Genomic DNA, 16,890 nt, shown 5'->3' on the forward strand with positions numbered 1-16,890 from the left:
CGGGGTTTCCTCTAAAAAGCGCTCCTTCGGAGCGCGCGAAAGTGTGAACCTAATGGTAACGGCTCTTAACTTTGAGGAATTTCACACATCCAACGGGGCTATTGGAAAGCGCAAACACTCACCAAAAAGCTTCCTATCACAGGAATCACGAACTTTGATGAAACTTTGCCCCGCAAAGTTTCTTTGGTCAAGCTTTGCGCAAGCAAAGGTTGCTCACGGCATTTTGAGCTCGCTTCTTACCTCCTCGTCCATCAGGACGAAGAGGATCAGGGCCGAGAGGAGGGTTAGTGTTATCGCCGGAACGGAAAGTCCCACCATCACCCAGAGGAGTCCAAAGAGCAGGTCGAGCAGGGCTATGTACGCCGCCAGGTCTACGATTGTCTCGTGGCCGATCCGAACCCCGTATGCGAAGAGGAGATGTATGCTCCCGACCACAACGTATCCCGGGAAGTTATACCTCTCTCCGAAGCTCATCGCCGCTATCCCGTAGAAAAAGAGCGCAAGAAGAACGAAAAAGGAAACGATGAGGGGTTTAGGCCTCATCGCCCAGCTCCTCCACCGGGAGCCTCATCCTGGATACGACGACCAGCGTCAGGATTCCGAGGAGAGGCATTACCGCCAGCTCCCCGAGGGCAAGCCCTATGCTCTGTCTTGCCAGTGCGTCGGTGAGTCCCGGGGCTATGACGTTGGCTGAGTTCGAGATGAGTCCGAGGGCAAAGCTGGCCTTCGGGAAGATGCTCTTTGGATACGTCGCCGGTGCACTGGTCCAGAATGCCGGCCCGGTTCCCTGGAGGGCGCCGATGAGGACGACCGAGGCGAGGGCTAGGGTGTAGTTTCCGGCGAGCATTGCCTTTCCGTAGATGAGGAGACCGACGAAAGCCACCGCGTAGGAGAATATCATGACCTGAACGATGGCCCTGAAGAGCCCCTTGGCGCTCGGGTTCTTCCTGGAGAGAAGATAGCCCATGTATCCCATACCTATGCTCCAGAGGGCTTTGGATACGTTGAGACTCGTGCTCAGTGTTGCCACATGCTCCTTTGTCCAGCCGATTTCATAGCCGAGGGACGCTGAGAACCCTACAATTGTAAATATAATCCACAGAGCGGGGAAGAAAGTAAGACCGAGCACCCATGTGAAGGGCATCTTCCAGACGTTTATCTTTTGGCCGCCCTCTGTTTTGTGGACTATCTCAAAGTCCTCCGTAAAGAGCCACCAAAGGACGAGAACCGCGTACATTATGATGACCGTGACCCAGAAGCCGCCCTTCCAGCCGAAGGCTCCGACCGCGTACTTGGCGCTTATGCTTCCAAAGACACCTCCCCAGAAGATGCCCGAAAGGATTATGCCCTTGGCGAAGGGCCTCTCGGCAACAAAGAAGTGTGCTATCTGGGTGCTGAAGAGCGGCACGAGCGTGACGACGAAACCCTGGATAAACCTGAGGAAGACGACGGTGTACCAGTTGGGTGCGATTGGAATGAGCGCCTGAGCTATGGCCGCCCAGCTGAGCGCTATGGCCACGCTCTTCTTAAAGCTCCCCTCGTATATCCGGGTGTGTCCGAGGAGGAATGCTATGAAGAGGCCGAAAACGTAAGCTATGTGCTGCCACTCATACTCGGCACTTCCAATTCCGAAGTGGGCTATCACATCTGGCTTTGCGACCGCCATCATGGTCAGGGTTCCGAAGCCGGCGGTCATGACCAACGTGTCAAGCAGGACTGAACTCCACCGTTTGTCCATGTTTATCCCTCCTAGAGCTTTCCGAGTATCATGAGAACACCGAAAACAATGAAAAGTGCTCCCGCGAACTTGTGAACGATCTCGATTGGTACCATTTCTCCCAGTTTGTCCCCTAGTATGGCCCCGAGCAAATTCACCGCCGCGAGACCAAGAATCGCGCCGGCGAATGCCGTCTTCCACCCGTATTTTGAGGCCAAAACCATAGTCGTGAGCTGGGTCTTGTCCCCGAGCTCCGCCAGAAAGATCATAAAAAAGATGGCGGCTATACCGTCCATCGCGCTTTCACCCTCACAGCTTTGAGAGCGCCTCGTTCATCCGCCGCATGGCCTCGGTGAGCCTCTGTTTGTCCGTAGCGTAGCTTATTCTTACCCAGCCCTCTCCGGCCTTTCCAAATGCGGTTCCCGGAATCACGACCACCCCTGCGTTTTCCAGAAGCCACTCGGCGAAGTCCTCGCTGCTCATGTCCAGGCCCGGGTCGATCTTTGCCCAGATGTAGAACGCTCCCTTTGGCTTGAACGGCGTTATGTGGGGCATCCTGTTGAGGTGCTTGAGGACGAGCCTCCTCCTCTCGGCATAGGTCTGGCGCATCTTCTCAACAGCTTCCCAGCTGCGCTTGTCCCGGAGGGCTGTTATTCCCGCTATCTGGATGAACGAGGTAACGTTACCGATGACGTAGGCGTGGAGCTTTATCATGTCCCTGATGACCTGGGTTGGGGCTATGGTGAAGCCAAGGCGCCAGCCTGTCATGGCGAATGTCTTGGAGAAGCTGTTCGCCAGAATCGTGTTGTCCGGGGCGTACTTTATCATCGGGTAGTGCTTGGCCCCCTCGTAGAGGAAGTGCTCGTAGGGTTCGTCGCTGAGTATGTACAGGTTGTAGTCCTCGGCTATGTCAGCTATTGCTTTCACGGTCTTCTTTTTGAGGACGGCGCCAGTCGGGTTGTTCGGATAGTTGATGACGAGCATCCTAGTGCGCTTGGTTATGGCCTCAACGAGCTCATCGGGGTCTATCTGGAAATCGTTCTCCTCCCTGAGGGGTATCCTGATGATTCCCGCCTCGGCTATCTTGGCGTCCTCAACGTAGCAGACGAACGCAGGGTCTGGGATGATAACGTCATCATCCTGCTCAAGGAGGGTCTGGAAGGCCAGGTAAGTGGCCTCATAGGCACCGGCCGTGACTATTATATCCCCGGGAGAAACGTCAACCTTGTAATGGGTCTTGTAGTATTCGGCAATAGCCTCACGAAACTCGGGGATGCCCGCGTTGGGGGTGTAGTGGGTATAACCTTCATCTATCGCCCTTTTCGCGGCCTCCTTGATGACCTGGGGAGTGTCAAAGTCCGGTTCACCGATGCCGAGGGATATAACATCGTCCATCTTCTTTGCCTTCTCAAAAAGCTCCCTGATTTTTGAGCGCTGAATGAGGTTTATCCTGCCAGCAAGGAAATACTTGCGCTTTTTATACTTCATGAGCATCACCTCAGGCACTTCGAAAATGAGGAAGGGATTTTATAAACCTATCCTCAATTTGGTACAGAAACGGGCACAAAATATCTACAAAACTTCAATGAGTGCCGCTTTTTCAAAAAAAGTTTTCACTTTTTCCCGCTCACAGTCGGTCATTGGAAGCTCGTTAAGGTTGAGTTCGCTTAACACTTCCAGAGCCCTTTCGCGGGTTCCAAAGACCACCAAATAGTTCTCGCCGTTTTTTATACCGTTTCGGGCTATGGCATCTTTTATCTGGAGCGTTCCGGCCAGGCGAATGAGCAGTTCTCCCCCCGGTGTTCTCGCGTGGTTTGTATTTCTCTCAAACGAACGGAGCACCACCAATGCCGCAAATGCCACGGCCTCCCAGCACTCGGCACTGACTATCTGAACGTCCCCTCCAAGTTTTGGAATAAGGCTCTCGGCGTTTTTCACGTGGACCTTTGTGATGTGGAGGTTTTCCGTTATCTCTCTCATTGAGCTCCCCGAAGTTGGGTGAAATATTCGATGTTAAAACCCTTTCTCCCCTTCAATTTTTATAAATCTGAAGCATTTTTTGTATTTTGGGATATTTCTAAAAAATTTTTGAGATTAATAATATCATAATATTATCATGCATCCGCAAAGTATTTAACTAATTAAATCACTAGTTATTTCAGCGGCTTACTGAACTGGGTGGTGCAGGGATGAGCAGAATGCGTATCATCAGTGTACAGCTCCCCCAGGGCTTGATTAACGCCATGGATCAGCTGGTTAAGAAGGGTGTTTATCCCAACAGAAGCGAAATCATCAGGGAAGCTATTCGCGAGCTTTTGAAGAAGGAGCTTTATCAGCTCGAGACTGAGGAACGCTCAACGCCTGACTACATCCTGAAATAAGCCGCTAAAATCATGTAATAGAATCATTGTTATCCAAAGCCAGACGTGTTGAGGGGGTTGGGGCGATGGTATTTAAACTCCTGGAACAGGCCGGAATAAAACTTGATCTGGACGACGAGCCCAGAACCGCAAAGTTTGAGGGGTTCTCCGACGAAAACCTTGAGGATCTGATACGAATCGTCATAGTCGGTGTCGGTGGTTCTGGAAACAACACCATAACCAGGCTTTACGAGCTTGGCGTTCAGGGTGCGGAGCTCATAGCCATGAACACCGACGCCCAGCACCTTGCTAGGACGAAGGCCCACAGGAAGCTTCTCCTCGGCAAGGAGATAACTCAGGGCAAGGGCTCCGGTGGAAACCCTGAGATAGGCTACCGGGCGGCAGAAGCGAGCGCCCACGAGATTGCCGAGACCATTGGTGACGCCGATCTTGTGTTCATAACCGCAGGCATGGGTAACGGTACCGGTACGGGCGCTGCTCCCGTTGTTGCCAAAGTCATAAAGGAGCGTGCCAGGCACAACGGCCGCTTTAGGGAACCGCTTGTCGTCAGCGTTGTAACCTATCCGTTCAAGAACGAGGGTAAGATAAGGATTGAGAAGGCCAAAGCGGGAATAAAGGCCCTCATGTACTACTCCGACACTGTTATCATCATCGAGAACGACAAGCTCCTCAAGCTCGTTCCGAAGCTCCCCATTAATGCCGCCTTCCGCTTTGCCGACGAGATAATAGCCAGGATGGTTAAGGGCATCACCGAAACCATAAAGCTCCCATCCATGGTTAACATCGATTTCGCCGACGTTTACAGCGTCATGCACAACGGAGGTGCGGCACTCATTGGAATAGGTGAGAGCGACTCAAGCAACAGGGCGGTTGATGCCGTCAAGAACGCGCTCGAAAACAAGATGCTTGAGGTAGAGTACGGTAGCGGGGACAGGGCACTGGTTCACTTCACCGTCGGGCCTGATGTGAGCCTCGGCGAGATAAACGACGCCATGAACATCGTTTACGAGAAGCTCGGCGAGAAGAGCGAAATCAAGTGGGGTGCGAGGATAGACGAGGATATGGGCAAGGTCGTCAGGGCAATGGTCATCATGACAGGCGTTAAAAGCCCCCACATCCTGGGCGGTGAACACGCCCTCCGCGTTGGCTCCTCCTTCAAGGAGAACATCATAACTCCGGAACCCGTTAAGCCCTTCAAGTCGACGGACAATGGCTTCGACAAGATATTCACGACAATCGCCAAGAAGGAGAAGAAGGAACTCCCGCCCTACGCGAGAAGGGTTCTCGATGATTTCATAGACATCGCCTGACCTTTCTTTACCTTTGGCAGGTGGTTCCAGTGGCCGTCGTAATCAGCGTAGCCAATCAGAAGGGCGGAGTTGGGAAGACCACTCTGACCATGAACCTCGGCCATGCATTAGCGGCCATGGGTAAGAGGGTTCTTCTCGTTGACATAGACCCGCAGTTCAACCTTACCTTTGGGCTGATAGGCATGGACGTCCTTCAGTACGGGGACAGCAACGTGGGGACGCTGATGACCAGGGAGAGCGATATCGAGGACACAATCGTTGAGGTGCGGGAGAACCTCCACCTAATCCCGAGCCACCTCAATCTCTCCGCCAGGGAGATAGAAATCATCAACGCCTACAACCGTGAAAGGCGTCTTGAAAAGGCCCTAACTCCAATACTGCCCGACTACGACTACGTGCTCATAGACAACCCACCGAGTATGGGAATTTTCCTGGTCAACTCGCTCACGGCTTCGGACTATGTCCTGATACCCCTTGAGCTGAGCTACTTCGGTGTCATAGGAATGCAGCTCATGTTCAACCTCATGCGCATGATCCGTGAGGAAACCAACGAGAACCTGAAGTTACTCGGCCTCGTCCCCAACAAGTTCACCCGCCAGACGAAGGTTCCGAAGATGCGTCTCAAGGAGCTCAGGGCAACCTATCCGGACGCCCCAATACTGACCACTATTCCGAAGGCGATAGCCCTTGAAAAGGCCCAGAGCCAGGGGATGAGCATATTCGAGTTCGACGGAGATGGTAGGGCCTCCAAGGCTCTTCTAAAACTCGCGAGAGAGGTGGTTGAAATTGTCGAAGGATAAAATTCCCAAGCTTTTTGATGGTTCCGTTAACGAGCTTACGCGGCCGTCAAGGCCCAAGAAAGACCGGAAGGCCAAGTCAAAGGACATGAAAAGGGAGAAGAAGCAGAAGACCCTTTACATCAGTCTCGACATGAACAGAAAGCTCATCGAGCTCTACGGCGAGGAGGGCAGGAGGCAGAGCGTCATAGTCGAGGACGCGGTCAACCTCTACTACTACCTGAAGCTTGCCCTAGGGGAAATGAAGTTCGATGAGCTGATGAGTGCGGTGAAAAGAGAGGATCCGGAGTTCCTGAGGGAGTACATGGGTAGATTCAAACTCTGACGTTAATCCAGACCACTCAATTCAGGGCTAGAATCAGCCCTCTAAAATCACGCCCCGGCTCCCTCTTAATCCAAGTGGAATAAGGGGCTAAAATCAGTCGCAGAACGTTTCTATTATCCTCTGGATTATTTTGCTGGTCTTTGCCCTGTCCCTCTTGTAGAGGTAGGGTATCCTTATGACCTCCGCGTTTATTCCGTGCTTCTTCAGTTCATCCTTAAGGCGCTCGCAGCTGAATCTCTGGTCGGGCCCCACTGCGACTATATCCGGGTTTATCCGCTTCACAAGCTCATAATCTATTCCTCCGGGGGAACCTATGTAAACCTCGTCCACGACCTTTAGTGCCCTGAGGAGTTCTGCCCTGTCTTCGGCACTGTTCACGGGCTCCCTGCGTTTTTGTCTCCTAACGGTCTCGTCGTGGGCGACTATCACTATCAGCTCATCTCCCAGAGCCTTGGCCTGGCTGAGAAAATGGATATGGCCGACGTGCAGGATGTCGAAAACCCCACCGACGAGGACGCGGATTTTTCTTTTTCCCCCGCCTTTTTCCTCCATCTCAGCCCACCGTCAGCTCCCAGATCCTGTCCTTGGCGTGGTGGATGTTCTTCACTGCCTTTCCCTTGGGCTTCTCCTTCATGGCCTTACCGCTCATCAGGGCGATGCCTATGGCCAAAGGCCTTCCGTAGTCCTCCTCCACCACAAAGACGAAGTCGCCCTCCCTGATGTTCTCATCGGCATCGGTTATCCCTGCCGCCATGACGTCGGCACCCTTTATTATGAACGGCACCGCACCGGCGTCGACCACTACCCTTCTCGGCCACTTCCGCAGGTCCTCCTCGTTGGAGAGCTCGTAGAGGGCTATGACCAGCGGGAATATGAGGTCTTTCCTCCTGATGAAGAACGGCTTGCCGTTAACGAGGAGTATCTCAGTCGTCTTGTCGAACTCTGCAACCTCGACCCTGTCCTTCTTGTTGAGCATCTTCTTTGCTATCTCCTCACCGAATACTGCCCCCATCTCGCGGATTATCTCCTTGACCTCCTTCTTGCTGAGAGGGTGCTTGACCTTCAGCTCCATGGTTCACACCTCCAGGGTTTCCTCATAGAGAATCCGTGCGCTTTCCCGAGGGTTCTCTCCTGCGTATATCGACCGGCCCACTATGATGTAGTCGGCACCGGCCTTTAAAACCTCTCTAGCCTTACCCCCCTGGGCTCCAACACCTGGGGTGAGAATTTTGATTCCAGGCTTCAGCTTAGAGCGTATGTACGAAACGCGCTCCGGCCTCGTAGCCGGTGCTATGACGCCAAAGGGCTCAAGCTCGTTGGCCAGCTCGATTAGTTTGTCCGTCGCCGGCTGGATGAACTCCCTCGCGCCGGGATGACTCATCTCGACGACGATTATGGTCTCCCCAAGCTCCATAACGGCCTCAACGCTGTCCTTCCCGGGGAAGCCATGGACAATGATGTAGTCCGCCCCGGCCTCGAAGACTTTACTCGCTATCAGCCTGTTGGTGTTCGGTATGTCCGCCAGCTTGAGGTCCGCTATTACCGGAAGTCCCGTAACCTGCTTCAGCTCCGTGATGATTTCCAGGCCGGAGCCTATTATCAGCGGCCAGTTCACCTTAATTGCCCAGAGATAGTCCGCCGTGCACTCTGCTATCTCAAGTGCCCTCTCCCGGTCGTATACGTCAAGGGCGAGAATAAGCTTTTTCATACCTTCACCTCACGAGGGACTTTATCTCCTCAGACAGTCCGTCGCCCTTGAGGGTCAGTGCAACGTGGTAGGCGCTCTTCATGGCGTCGGCCTCTTTCTCCGCCCAGGTTACCACGACGAGGTCTCCATCGTTCAGCCTGAAGGCCTCCCCCAGTCTTTCGGCCAGAGCGGGCATGGTTTCACTCAACGGCCTCTCATCCTCCGGAAAAACGGGCTCGCCGTCTCTCACGACGAGGATCATGGCCCCCTTGGCAAAGAACCTTATGGCCTCGTCGCGGAGCTCGATGCTCTTGAACTCCGGCGGATTTCTGACCACCAGCCCGTATGCAGGGTAGCCTTCGACCTCTCCAACCCTCTGAACCTCCGAAAAGTTCTCCGATAGTCTCTCAAGGAGCTTTATTCCCTCCCTGTTGAGTGAATGCCCCCGCTGGGTTGAGCTTATAACGCCCAGCAGTGAAAGCTTCTTCAAAAGCGTCCTGACGCTTCCCTCTCCAAGGTCAAGAACTTCTGATATCGCCTTTCTCCCCGTCGGATTCTGGAGCATGAAAAGAACCGCAACGGCATCCTCAAGCGTGAACTCAGGATAGGCTCCTCTCTTCCAGCTCATCGGCTTCCCTCCGAGAAAAATAGGGCAAGGAGATTAAAAAGTTTTAGAGAATCAGAGCCATCTCGGCTTCAGACCAGCCCAGGCCCTCATCTTCTCGTGGGCGATGATGCGCGGTATGTTGCCCATCTCCTTCGGACCCGGGTTCTTCATGTAGAAGGCGTTGACCTCGTAGACCGTTCCGAAGGCCTTCTTCTCAATGGCTATCTTTCCAAGTCTCACAAGGTCGACGAGGAGTCCCGCCAAGGCAGGGCTGTCGTTTATCCTGCCGGTGATGACGAGCTCATCCCTGGCACCGTTGAAGCTGACGTACTCGATGTGCATCGCTATGAACTTCTTGTCGCCGAGGGGTTCGAGGAAGCCCGTGGGCTTGATGTAGTGCGGTGCATCGTAGCCGAGGAGCTCCTTGACGACGGAGCTCTTGGTGAACTCCTTGCTCTTGTTCCTCTCCTTGTCGGTTAGGGCAAGGAAGTCGTTGTTTCCGCCGATGTTGAACTGGGCTATGTCGAGCACATACCTGTTCCTCTGGGCGAGGTGGCTGAGCACATCGGCGGTGAGCGGAGTTGCACCGGTGGCACCGTCGTCACCGAAGACCACCATGTTGCTCTCCTTGGCGAGCTCGACGAAGGCCGGGTCGTTGGCTATCAGCGTTGGAATCGCGTTGACGAAGGCAGCGCCTCCGACCTCCCTGGCGTACTGGGCTATGGCATAGGCGTAGACCTGGGTCGCCGTGAGCCTCTCCCTGTTGTCCTCGGCGATGGCCTTCTCAAGCTCCTCCCTGCTTCCAAAGGGGACAAAAGCTTCAGTGGTGCAGACGTTGATGAAGACCTCAGCCTTGAGTTCTTTCCACTCGTTAACGAGGTGTTCGACCGCTTCTCTGAGCGTCATGTCGTCCTCAAGGCCGGTGGCCTCGATAGGAAGGTTCCTTAGGCTCCTCAGGTGAATTCCTTTCCTTATGGTGAGTCCCTTGAGGCTCTCCGGTGCCTCTGGGTCGTAGCTCTTGACGACCTCATAGAGGTCCTTTCCAACCTTGCTTTTATCAACGTCGTAGGAACCGACTATCTGGATGTCCCTGATTTTAATCGGAAGCTCATCGGCGAGGGGAACGCCGTACGGCTCCATCTTTCCGGCCTTTATTTTTTCCAGACCGCTCGCGAAGATGCTTGCAACGTATCCCTGTCCGAGTATGACAACCCTGACCATTTCATCCACCTCCTTTGTTGTCCTAAGATATTTTACAGTAGTTAAATAGTTTTTGGTGGGAAAACGGTTTCATGGATCTTTGAACATCTCATTATCCCTCCGTTTCTCGATTGCAGGCCATAGAGCCCCCTCCAAAAATTTTATAAATAACAAAACTTGAATAAAAGGTGAAATCAGCTCGCTTTCTAAAATAAGCCCTCCGGGCCTTTTTGGGCTCGCTTTTGAAAACTTCGGAGGGTGGTAGCCATGAGGGCCGCGGCACTATGGCTGATTGCACTGGTAATTTTCGGAGTAATTGCCAGCGGCTGCATCGGTGGCGAGGAAGCGAAGACTTCTCAGGCTGATGTTCAGCTTACTGGAGACATTACAAAGGATCTTGTGGAGATAGGAAAGGTTCTGGAGCAGAACGGGGTTAATGAGGTCAAGTTTTCGGCCTGGGGTTCCGGCGACCCGAACAGTGTCATGAGGGTTTACGGAATAGTTGAAGCCGCGAGGAGAATAAACAAAATCTGGGCCGACAACGGGATCAACGTCAAGATCGTCATAACCGAGACCCACTACGTTGCCTCCTTCCAGGATGCCTACAAGGAGTACCTCAGCAAGCAGCCCCTCGGGCAGGCCGGAGACTTCTTCGTGAACAGCTATGCTTTCCTACCGACACTGGCTGACGAGGGCTACATACTCGACATAACTGACTATGCCAAGGCCTATCAGAGCGTTATCGACGACTTCTACCCGTCCATGATTGAGGCCTCAAAGTACGACGGAAAGCTCTACGGCCTGCCTCAGGACACCGAGGCGAGGCCGCTCTACATAAGGAAGGACGTGGCCCAGAAGATAGGGTTCGACCTCAACGGCCTCGATGAGAAGGTTAAGAAGGGCGAGTTCACCTGGAGCGACGTCTACTACTGGGCCAAGAAGGCCAAGGACGAAGGCGCCGCCGAGTGGGGCCTCATCCACAGGAAGGGTTCGGCTCATCCAGACCTGATACAGTTCATCTTCGCCTTCGGCGGAAAGCTCTACGATCCGAACACCGGAAAGCTCGTCGTCGACGTTCCGGCGGTTTACAAGTGGCTCTACGTTGAGTGGAAGTTCGCCCGCGGTGGCCTGCTCCCGGAGGACATAATGAGCTGGGACTGGGCCAAGCAGATACACCCGGCCATAGTCGAGGGCAGGGCGCTCTTCGACATAGGCGGAACCTGGTATTGGACGGAGTGGCAGACCAAGCAGTACTACGCCAAGGGCGGAACACCGAGGGGCCTGAAGCCTGAAGAGGTGAGGGACTGGTTCTACTATACCCTCTTCCCCGCTGGAGAGAAGGGGGACAAGCCGGTAACCCTCAGCCAGCCCTTCGTCTGGATGATAAACTCCAAGGCGGGCCAGCTGAACCCGAAGTACGACGAGCTCAAAGACGTTTACCACAAGCTCGCCTTCCTGATGCTCATCAAGGCCAGCGACCCGGACATAAACGCCATACACAGCGTCATCTCCGCCCACCTGCCGGTGAGAAAGGAAGCTGCAAAGCTCATCAAGGACGAGAAGTGGCTCAACGACCTCAAGGCCCTCAACCTCGACCTGAGCGACGATGTGAAGAACAACATCAGGGACATAGTCCAGGCGACCGTCAACCCGATAAACGCCCAGTTCCTGGCGAACGTCAGCTACATGCTCGAATACACCCACCTCGCTCCGGCACACCCGAAGTATCCGGCTTTGGCCGACATCTTCAAGGAGGCTGTCGACAAGGTTCTGAGGGGCGAGATGACCCCGGAGGAGGCCGTCAACTACATCATCCAGAAGGTCAACGCCGACCCGGAGCTCAAGGAAAACGTCGAGATACAGGGTGAGATACCCAAGGACTGGAAGTTCCCGCAGGGATGAGGTGATGCCATGACAAAGGGAAAGCTCAGGGACCTTTCCTTCTTTCTTTCCCCAATGGTGCTGATGGTGTTCCTGTTCTATCTGGTGCCCCTAGTCATGACCATCTACATAAGCATGACCCGGATGAGGAACTGGAACGTTGACAGGTACCTTACCGAGTTCGTCGGCCTCTACAACTATGAGAGGCTCTTCTACATGTTCCAGCACGACCCGACGTTTAAGGCCGTGATCCTGACGACCGTTGTATTCGTTGGGATAACGCTCATGATAAACGTCTTCGGCGGCCTTGCGCTGGCCCTTGCGACCTTCTTCATCAACGAGAGGCCGGCATCTTCATACAGGCTTCTGTGGCTCCTCCCCAGGATGTCGCCGATAGCGGTTTACAGCCTCGTCTGGTACTACTTCTTCCACGGGAGTGAAATAGGAACCCTGAACTCGATCCTCATGAGTCTCGGCCTCATCTCGGAGCCCATCCCCTGGGGCCAGGTAACACCCTGGGGGGCGTGGAGTGTGATAATCTTCGTCAACGGCCTGGTGGGTGTAAGTTTCGGAATGATAGTCTTCACCTCGGCCTTGAATCAGATACCAAAGGAACTCGTCATAGCCGCGAGGGTCGATGGCGCCTCCTCCTGGCAGATATCGAGGCGGATTCTGATTCCGATGATCAAATGGCACCTCCTCTACGTCCTGACGTGGCAGTTCCTCAGTCTTCTCACGACCTATCCGCACCTCTTCCTGCTCGTCCAGTGGGATCTCGTCAACAGGGACTACGGAACGACCTTGGCACTCTACGTCTTCAACACAGCCTTCGGCAGAGGAGAACAGGACCAGGGATTGGCCGCTGCAGCGGCTGTCATACTCTCCATAATCGGAATCCTCGGCGGCTTCGTGACGCTCAAGGTCCTCAAGTTTGAGAGGATGATGAAAAAGCCCAGGGGGGACTTCTGATGAGGGACGTGGAGACGAGACCCAAGAGGTACGAGCGGCTCATAATCCTCGCCCTCCTCCTTGCGAGCCTCCCGCTCATCCTGGGCTTTTCCCTCCTTGTCCTTTCGAGCTTCAGCACGGAGATGGTCACCAATCTCGACCCCAACTCCTTCCGCCCGACGCTTGAGAACTGGATAAACCTCTTCCAGGGGAAGATAGCCACCACCGGTGGAATAAGGGTCAACATATGGCGCATAACCCTCAACACGCTCATAGTGGCCCTCGGTGTGGCCGGCGTCGTTACTGGGATAAGCGCCCTAGCCGGCTACTCCCTCTCAAGGATAGACTTCCGCGGAAGGAAGACCATGATGGTTCTCCTCCTCGTCCTCCACGCCTTCCCGGGCGTTGCCCTCATAGTGGGCGTTTACCTCCTCTACCGCCTCACGTTCCCCCAGAACTACGAGGTCGTCGGGCTCTACTCCTTCGCGTACGTCATACTCGCGAGGGCGGCGCTGGAGATACCCATGTCTATCTGGCTAATGAAGGGCTTCTTTGACACCATCCCCTGGGAGTTCGAGTGGTCCGGAATCATAGACGGCGCCTCCCGGATAACAGTCTGGAGGAAGATAATGCTACCCCTCATAAAGCCCGGAATCCTGGCTGTTGCCCTCTTCGCCTTCCTCGCCGGCTGGCAGGACATAATCTACGTGAGAACCTTCCTCGTCTATCCAACCCTCGCGACCTTCATAGAGGCCAACATAGAGGCAGAATACTCCCACATGCCCCTCATAGCGGCCGCCGGAACGTTCTACCTCCTTCCCACGGTAATATTCTTCATCACCGCCCAGCAGCTCCTCCTCCAGGGCTACTCGGGTGGAATAAAGGGCTGAGGTGGTTGAAATGGTTAAGGTCACCCTTAAGGATATCACGAAGAGGTTCGGCGACTTTGAGGCCCTCAAGCGGGTGAGCCTTGAGATAGCCGATAAGGAGTTCATGGCGCTCCTCGGACCGAGTGGAAGTGGCAAGTCAACGCTCCTATACACGATAGCCGGAATTTACCGGCCGACGAGCGGGAGAATATACTTCGACGGCAGGGACGTTACAGATGTCCCTCCGAAGGACAGGAACGTCGGTCTGGTCTTTCAGAACTGGGCTCTTTATCCCCACATGAGGGTCTTCGACAACATAGCCTTTCCGCTTGAGCTGAGGAAGGCACCGAAGGAAGAGATAGCCAAAAAGGTCAGGGAAGTTGCCGAGATGCTCCGCATAGAGAACCTTCTCGACCGCTATCCCTGGCAGCTCTCGGGTGGCCAGCAGCAGAGGGTTGCCATAGCAAGGGCCCTGGTCAAAGAGCCGGACGTCCTCCTGCTCGATGAGCCGCTGAGCAACCTCGATGCCCTCCTAAGGCTTGAGGTAAGGGCCGAGCTCAAGAGACTCCAGAAGGAGCTCGGAATCACCGCCGTTTACGTCACCCACGACCAGGCCGAGGCCTTGGCAATGGCCGACAGGATAGCCGTGATAAGGGAAGGGGTGATACTCCAGGTCGGAAGCCCGGACGACGTCTATTACAGGCCGAAGTACCGCTTCGTCGGCGGCTTCCTCGGAAGCCCGCCCATGAACTTTGTCGAGGCCGAGGTTAGGGGGTATTACCTAGACGTTTACGGAAGCAGGATTCCGGTTCCGGGTCAGTACCGGGAGCTGGTTGAAAGACTCGGTGTTACTGAGGTCATCCTCGGCTTCAGGCCGCACGACGCCGAGGTCGTGAAGGAAAAAACTGAAGGACTCGCCGGAACGGTCTATTCCTTCGAGCCCCTCGGCAGGGAGCAGATAGTCACCGTTTCGGTAAATGGGGCCTTTGTCAAGGTCTTTGCCCCGGAGGGGGAGCACTTCAGCTTCGGCGAACCTGTGACTGTGAAACTCCGGGAGGACAGGATAGTTCTCTTCGACAGGAAGACGGAGAAGGCCCTTGAGTTCCTTGAGGGCTGAACTCAGCTTTTCTTTCTCCCTATCAGCCACGCCGTCATAACCACCCGCAGGTTCGTGATTATGGCGAGCAGGAGGAAGAGCGCCTTAACTGAGACCTCTATGGGGTAGAGAAGAAACAACATCGTCAGAAAGATTCTCTCGTCCCTTTTTCCGGGGAGCTTTCTGAGGGCCGGAATAGAGCCGTAGGCGTCCTCACCGTAGGCCGCCTTGAACCTCTCGGTTGAGTAGCTCACCATCACCGAGCCGAGGAGAGCGAGGAGGGCAACCAGATGCCAGAGGGGCTCTCTGAGGGTCGAGTAGGCTAGGAGGGCCAGAAACGCGCCGTCAACGTAGCGGTCAAGGAGGGAGTCGATGTAGCCCCCGAACCTGCTCGTCCTGAGCTGGGCCCTCGCTAATTCGCCGTCAACGCCGTCGAGGATTGAGCTCAGCTGATAGAGTATTCCGGCCAAGGGGAGGCTGACGAGCGTCAGAAAGGCCGAGAGCATCCCGAGGGCAAAGGTGATTGCCGTCATCCCGTTCGGGGAGACCCTTTCGGCGAGGAGGTAGCTGATCTCCGTTGAAATCCTCCTGTTGAGGTGCCTGCTGACAAAGCCATCGCCTGTTCCCTTCACCGCCGTCTTCACGAGCATCCTCCTCGCTTTCTTCAGGTCGTTGGGAGTGTCAACGTCTGTCCAGGGGAGGCCGTCGATGAAGGTAACGGCCAGTTTGGCCCTTTTCACGACCTCACTTAATGGGTAATCCCCTTCCCTTTCTATCTCCAGCTTCTCGGTTACCTCAAAGATGCCCTCGTCGAGGACGAAGAAGCCAGTATCGACTGCGTCCCATTCCTCAAGATTCTTTCCTATCTCCTTAACCCTGCCATCTCTGACCCTTACCTTAGTCGCCTCACCCACGTCCGTCCATCTCGGTCTCCTGTCGGCTATAAGGCCGCTCCCCTTCAGGGCCTCCCGGATGAACTCCTCGCCGTAAACGTGGTCGCCCATCACCAAAACAAACCTTTCCGAGATGTGGCCTTTCGCCAGGTGGAGGGAGTGTCCGTTGCCCTTTTCCGGCTCGGGGTTGACTACCAGCTCCGCGTTGAAGCCGTGCCCCTCGATGAACTCACGGTAAAGCCCAGCGTAGCGTTCGTTGGTGACTATCACGAACCTCTCAACACCGTTTTGCCCGAGAAGGGTGAGCGTCCGGTACAGGATTTCCCTCCGGGCGACTTTCAGGAGCCCCTTCGGTCTCTCCCCCATCCTCGTCCCGAGGCCTGCCGCTAGAATCACCGCCGTCTTTGGCACCATTGGCATCACCTTTTTAAAGCCCCCGCCGAGCCACTCTCCAGTGGGGGATTATACATCGACGATTTGAAGCTTTCGGGTGAGTGAGATGCGCGTTGCCGTGCTGTATTCGGGCGGGAAGGACTCAAACTACGCCCTCTACTGGGCGCTGAAGCAGGGTTTCGAGGTCAAATACCTCGTCTCGATGGTGAGCGAGCGCGATGACAGCTACATGTACCATGTGCCGAACATCCACCTCACCGAGCTCCAGGCGAAGGCGGTAGGGATTCCCCTCGTGAAGGGCTTCACCAGCGGCGAGAAGGAGAAAGAGGTAGAGGACATGAAGGCCGTCCTCGAAGGGTTAAAGATAGACGGCGTCGTTGCCGGTGCCTTGGCCAGCGAGTACCAGAAGAAGCGCGTTGACAGGGTAGCAAAGGAGCTCGGCATAGAGAGCTTTGCCCCCGCCTGGCACCGCGACCCAATAGAGTATATGCGCGAGATAATTGGCATCTTCGATGTGGTCATGGTCGGCGTTTCAGCATACGGCCTCGATGAGGGCTGGCTGGGACGGAGGATAAACGAGAAAGCGTTGGAAGAACTGATCAAGCTCCACGAGAAGTATAAAATCCACGTGGCAGGAGAAGGTGGAGAGTTCGAGACCTTCGTTAGAGATGCACCCTTCTTCAGGGCGAGGATAGTCTTCGACGAGGTCGAAAAGAGGTGGAGCGAGTGCAACTATTCCGGCGTGCTTGAGGTTAGGAGGGCGCATCTGGAGAGGAAGTAGGGGAT

At 54.8% G+C, this 16,890-nt stretch carries 20 protein-coding genes; 9 read left to right on the top strand and 11 right to left on the bottom strand.

Annotation, left to right across the window (positions count from 1 at the left end):
- Positions 1-213 precede the first annotated feature (213 nt).
- The 5 genes from NUS69_RS11400 to cgi121 form a co-directional block, all read right to left on the bottom strand.
- Complete coding sequence (locus tag NUS69_RS11400; RefSeq protein WP_258083824.1) at positions 214-543, bottom strand: hypothetical protein; 330 nt, start codon at positions 541-543, stop codon at positions 214-216.
- Entirely contained in the window at positions 533-1,738 is a 1,206-nt protein-coding gene (locus NUS69_RS11405; protein ID WP_258083825.1) for an MFS transporter, read from the bottom strand. Before NUS69_RS11405 ends, NUS69_RS11400 begins: the two co-directional genes overlap by 11 nt.
- Positions 1,739-1,749: 11 nt before the next feature.
- Positions 1,750-2,013 (bottom strand): TMEM165/GDT1 family protein, encoded by a 264-nt coding sequence (locus NUS69_RS11410; RefSeq protein WP_258083826.1) that lies wholly within the window; start codon positions 2,011-2,013, stop codon positions 1,750-1,752.
- Positions 2,014-2,026: 13 nt separating this feature from the next.
- Complete coding sequence (locus NUS69_RS11415) at positions 2,027-3,205, bottom strand: pyridoxal phosphate-dependent aminotransferase (protein WP_258085136.1); 1,179 nt, start codon at positions 3,203-3,205, stop codon at positions 2,027-2,029.
- 84 nt (positions 3,206-3,289) lie between these two features.
- Positions 3,290-3,697 carry a KEOPS complex subunit Cgi121 gene (cgi121, locus tag NUS69_RS11420; RefSeq protein WP_258083827.1) on the bottom strand — a complete coding sequence of 136 codons (408 nt, stop codon included), beginning with the start codon at positions 3,695-3,697 and terminating at the stop codon, positions 3,290-3,292.
- A 209-nt stretch (positions 3,698-3,906) separates the two neighbouring features.
- Between cgi121 and NUS69_RS11425 the strand changes: the two genes are divergently transcribed.
- From NUS69_RS11425 to NUS69_RS11440, 4 genes are all read left to right on the top strand, one after another.
- Positions 3,907-4,098 (top strand): ribbon-helix-helix domain-containing protein, encoded by a 192-nt coding sequence (locus tag NUS69_RS11425; RefSeq protein WP_074631118.1) that lies wholly within the window; start codon positions 3,907-3,909, stop codon positions 4,096-4,098.
- Positions 4,099-4,163: 65 nt separating this feature from the next.
- On the top strand, positions 4,164-5,408 hold the full coding sequence (gene ftsZ, locus NUS69_RS11430) for a cell division protein FtsZ (RefSeq protein WP_258083828.1): 1,245 nt from the start codon (positions 4,164-4,166) through the stop codon (positions 5,406-5,408).
- Positions 5,409-5,437: 29 nt separating this feature from the next.
- Positions 5,438-6,208, top strand: a complete 771-nt coding sequence (locus NUS69_RS11435) for a ParA family protein (RefSeq protein ID WP_258083829.1) — start codon at positions 5,438-5,440, stop codon at positions 6,206-6,208.
- Positions 6,195-6,530, top strand: coding sequence for a CopG family transcriptional regulator (locus tag NUS69_RS11440; RefSeq protein WP_258083830.1), 336 nt, complete (start codon positions 6,195-6,197; stop codon positions 6,528-6,530). Before NUS69_RS11435 ends, NUS69_RS11440 begins: the two co-directional genes overlap by 14 nt.
- A gap of 93 nt (positions 6,531-6,623) precedes the next feature.
- Here NUS69_RS11440 and NUS69_RS11445 read toward each other — a convergent pair whose 3' ends face one another.
- From NUS69_RS11445 to NUS69_RS11465, 5 genes are read right to left on the bottom strand one after another with little or no spacing between them, the layout of a single operon-like run.
- Complete coding sequence (locus tag NUS69_RS11445; protein WP_258083831.1) at positions 6,624-7,082, bottom strand: FAD synthase; 459 nt, start codon at positions 7,080-7,082, stop codon at positions 6,624-6,626.
- Between the two features lies 1 nt (position 7,083).
- Positions 7,084-7,602: an RNA-binding protein gene (locus NUS69_RS11450; RefSeq protein ID WP_258083832.1), complete on the bottom strand. Its 519-nt coding sequence runs from the start codon at positions 7,600-7,602 to the stop codon at positions 7,084-7,086.
- 3 nt (positions 7,603-7,605) lie between these two features.
- A complete protein-coding gene (pyrF, locus tag NUS69_RS11455) occupies positions 7,606-8,238 on the bottom strand; it encodes an orotidine-5'-phosphate decarboxylase (RefSeq protein ID WP_258083833.1) in 633 nt (210 codons plus the stop codon).
- Between the two features lie 4 nt (positions 8,239-8,242).
- Positions 8,243-8,845 carry a DUF4443 domain-containing protein gene (locus NUS69_RS11460; RefSeq protein ID WP_258083834.1) on the bottom strand — a complete coding sequence of 201 codons (603 nt, stop codon included), beginning with the start codon at positions 8,843-8,845 and terminating at the stop codon, positions 8,243-8,245.
- A 51-nt stretch (positions 8,846-8,896) separates the two neighbouring features.
- Positions 8,897-10,045, bottom strand: coding sequence for an inositol-3-phosphate synthase (locus NUS69_RS11465; protein WP_258083835.1), 1,149 nt, complete (start codon positions 10,043-10,045; stop codon positions 8,897-8,899).
- 246 nt (positions 10,046-10,291) lie between these two features.
- Between NUS69_RS11465 and NUS69_RS11470 the strand changes: the two genes are divergently transcribed.
- The 4 genes from NUS69_RS11470 to NUS69_RS11485 are packed head-to-tail and all read left to right on the top strand — an operon-like array spanning position 10,292 to position 14,839.
- Positions 10,292-11,926 carry an extracellular solute-binding protein gene (locus NUS69_RS11470; protein WP_258083836.1) on the top strand — a complete coding sequence of 545 codons (1,635 nt, stop codon included), beginning with the start codon at positions 10,292-10,294 and terminating at the stop codon, positions 11,924-11,926.
- Between the two features lie 9 nt (positions 11,927-11,935).
- Entirely contained in the window at positions 11,936-12,874 is a 939-nt protein-coding gene (locus tag NUS69_RS11475) for a carbohydrate ABC transporter permease (RefSeq protein WP_258083837.1), read from the top strand.
- Positions 12,874-13,743, top strand: coding sequence for a carbohydrate ABC transporter permease (locus NUS69_RS11480; protein ID WP_258083838.1), 870 nt, complete (start codon positions 12,874-12,876; stop codon positions 13,741-13,743). Before NUS69_RS11475 ends, NUS69_RS11480 begins: the two co-directional genes overlap by 1 nt.
- 10 nt (positions 13,744-13,753) lie before the next feature.
- Positions 13,754-14,839, top strand: coding sequence for an ABC transporter ATP-binding protein (locus NUS69_RS11485; protein WP_258083839.1), 1,086 nt, complete (start codon positions 13,754-13,756; stop codon positions 14,837-14,839).
- Between the two features lie 2 nt (positions 14,840-14,841).
- Here NUS69_RS11485 and NUS69_RS11490 read toward each other — a convergent pair whose 3' ends face one another.
- Positions 14,842-16,125 carry a bifunctional L-myo-inositol-1-phosphate cytidylyltransferase/CDP-L-myo-inositol myo-inositolphosphotransferase gene (locus NUS69_RS11490; protein WP_258085137.1) on the bottom strand — a complete coding sequence of 428 codons (1,284 nt, stop codon included), beginning with the start codon at positions 16,123-16,125 and terminating at the stop codon, positions 14,842-14,844.
- 85 nt (positions 16,126-16,210) lie between these two features.
- On the opposite strand from NUS69_RS11490, the gene NUS69_RS11495 reads away from it, so the two are divergent.
- A complete protein-coding gene (locus NUS69_RS11495) occupies positions 16,211-16,885 on the top strand; it encodes a diphthine--ammonia ligase (RefSeq protein ID WP_258083840.1) in 675 nt (224 codons plus the stop codon).
- The last annotated feature ends 5 nt before the right edge of the window (positions 16,886-16,890 follow it).

The organism is Thermococcus thermotolerans, from assembly GCF_024707485.1.
Taxonomy (GTDB): domain Archaea; phylum Methanobacteriota_B; class Thermococci; order Thermococcales; family Thermococcaceae; genus Thermococcus; species Thermococcus thermotolerans.

Excerpts from the sequence above, each read along its gene's own strand:
- NUS69_RS11415 (WP_258085136.1), bottom strand. The coding sequence starts at position 3,205 with ATGAAGTATAAAAAGCGCAAGTATTTCCTTGCTGGCAGGATAAACCTC.
- NUS69_RS11480 (WP_258083838.1), top strand. The coding sequence starts at position 12,874 with ATGAGGGACGTGGAGACGAGACCCAAGAGGTACGAGCGGCTCATAATC.
- NUS69_RS11425 (WP_074631118.1), top strand. The coding sequence starts at position 3,907 with ATGAGCAGAATGCGTATCATCAGTGTACAGCTCCCCCAGGGCTTGATT.
- NUS69_RS11470 (WP_258083836.1), top strand. The coding sequence starts at position 10,292 with ATGAGGGCCGCGGCACTATGGCTGATTGCACTGGTAATTTTCGGAGTA.
- NUS69_RS11400 (WP_258083824.1), bottom strand. The coding sequence starts at position 543 with ATGAGGCCTAAACCCCTCATCGTTTCCTTTTTCGTTCTTCTTGCGCTC.
- NUS69_RS11460 (WP_258083834.1), bottom strand. The coding sequence starts at position 8,845 with ATGAGCTGGAAGAGAGGAGCCTATCCTGAGTTCACGCTTGAGGATGCC.
- ftsZ (WP_258083828.1), top strand. The coding sequence starts at position 4,164 with ATGGTATTTAAACTCCTGGAACAGGCCGGAATAAAACTTGATCTGGAC.
- NUS69_RS11465 (WP_258083835.1), bottom strand. The coding sequence starts at position 10,045 with ATGGTCAGGGTTGTCATACTCGGACAGGGATACGTTGCAAGCATCTTC.
- NUS69_RS11450 (WP_258083832.1), bottom strand. The coding sequence starts at position 7,602 with ATGGAGCTGAAGGTCAAGCACCCTCTCAGCAAGAAGGAGGTCAAGGAG.
- pyrF (WP_258083833.1), bottom strand. The coding sequence starts at position 8,238 with ATGAAAAAGCTTATTCTCGCCCTTGACGTATACGACCGGGAGAGGGCA.
- NUS69_RS11490 (WP_258085137.1), bottom strand. The coding sequence starts at position 16,125 with ATGGTGCCAAAGACGGCGGTGATTCTAGCGGCAGGCCTCGGGACGAGG.
- NUS69_RS11475 (WP_258083837.1), top strand. The coding sequence starts at position 11,936 with ATGACAAAGGGAAAGCTCAGGGACCTTTCCTTCTTTCTTTCCCCAATG.
- cgi121 (WP_258083827.1), bottom strand. The coding sequence starts at position 3,697 with ATGAGAGAGATAACGGAAAACCTCCACATCACAAAGGTCCACGTGAAA.
- NUS69_RS11485 (WP_258083839.1), top strand. The coding sequence starts at position 13,754 with ATGGTTAAGGTCACCCTTAAGGATATCACGAAGAGGTTCGGCGACTTT.
- NUS69_RS11495 (WP_258083840.1), top strand. The coding sequence starts at position 16,211 with ATGCGCGTTGCCGTGCTGTATTCGGGCGGGAAGGACTCAAACTACGCC.
- NUS69_RS11405 (WP_258083825.1), bottom strand. The coding sequence starts at position 1,738 with ATGGACAAACGGTGGAGTTCAGTCCTGCTTGACACGTTGGTCATGACC.
- NUS69_RS11410 (WP_258083826.1), bottom strand. The coding sequence starts at position 2,013 with ATGGACGGTATAGCCGCCATCTTTTTTATGATCTTTCTGGCGGAGCTC.
- NUS69_RS11445 (WP_258083831.1), bottom strand. The coding sequence starts at position 7,082 with ATGGAGGAAAAAGGCGGGGGAAAAAGAAAAATCCGCGTCCTCGTCGGT.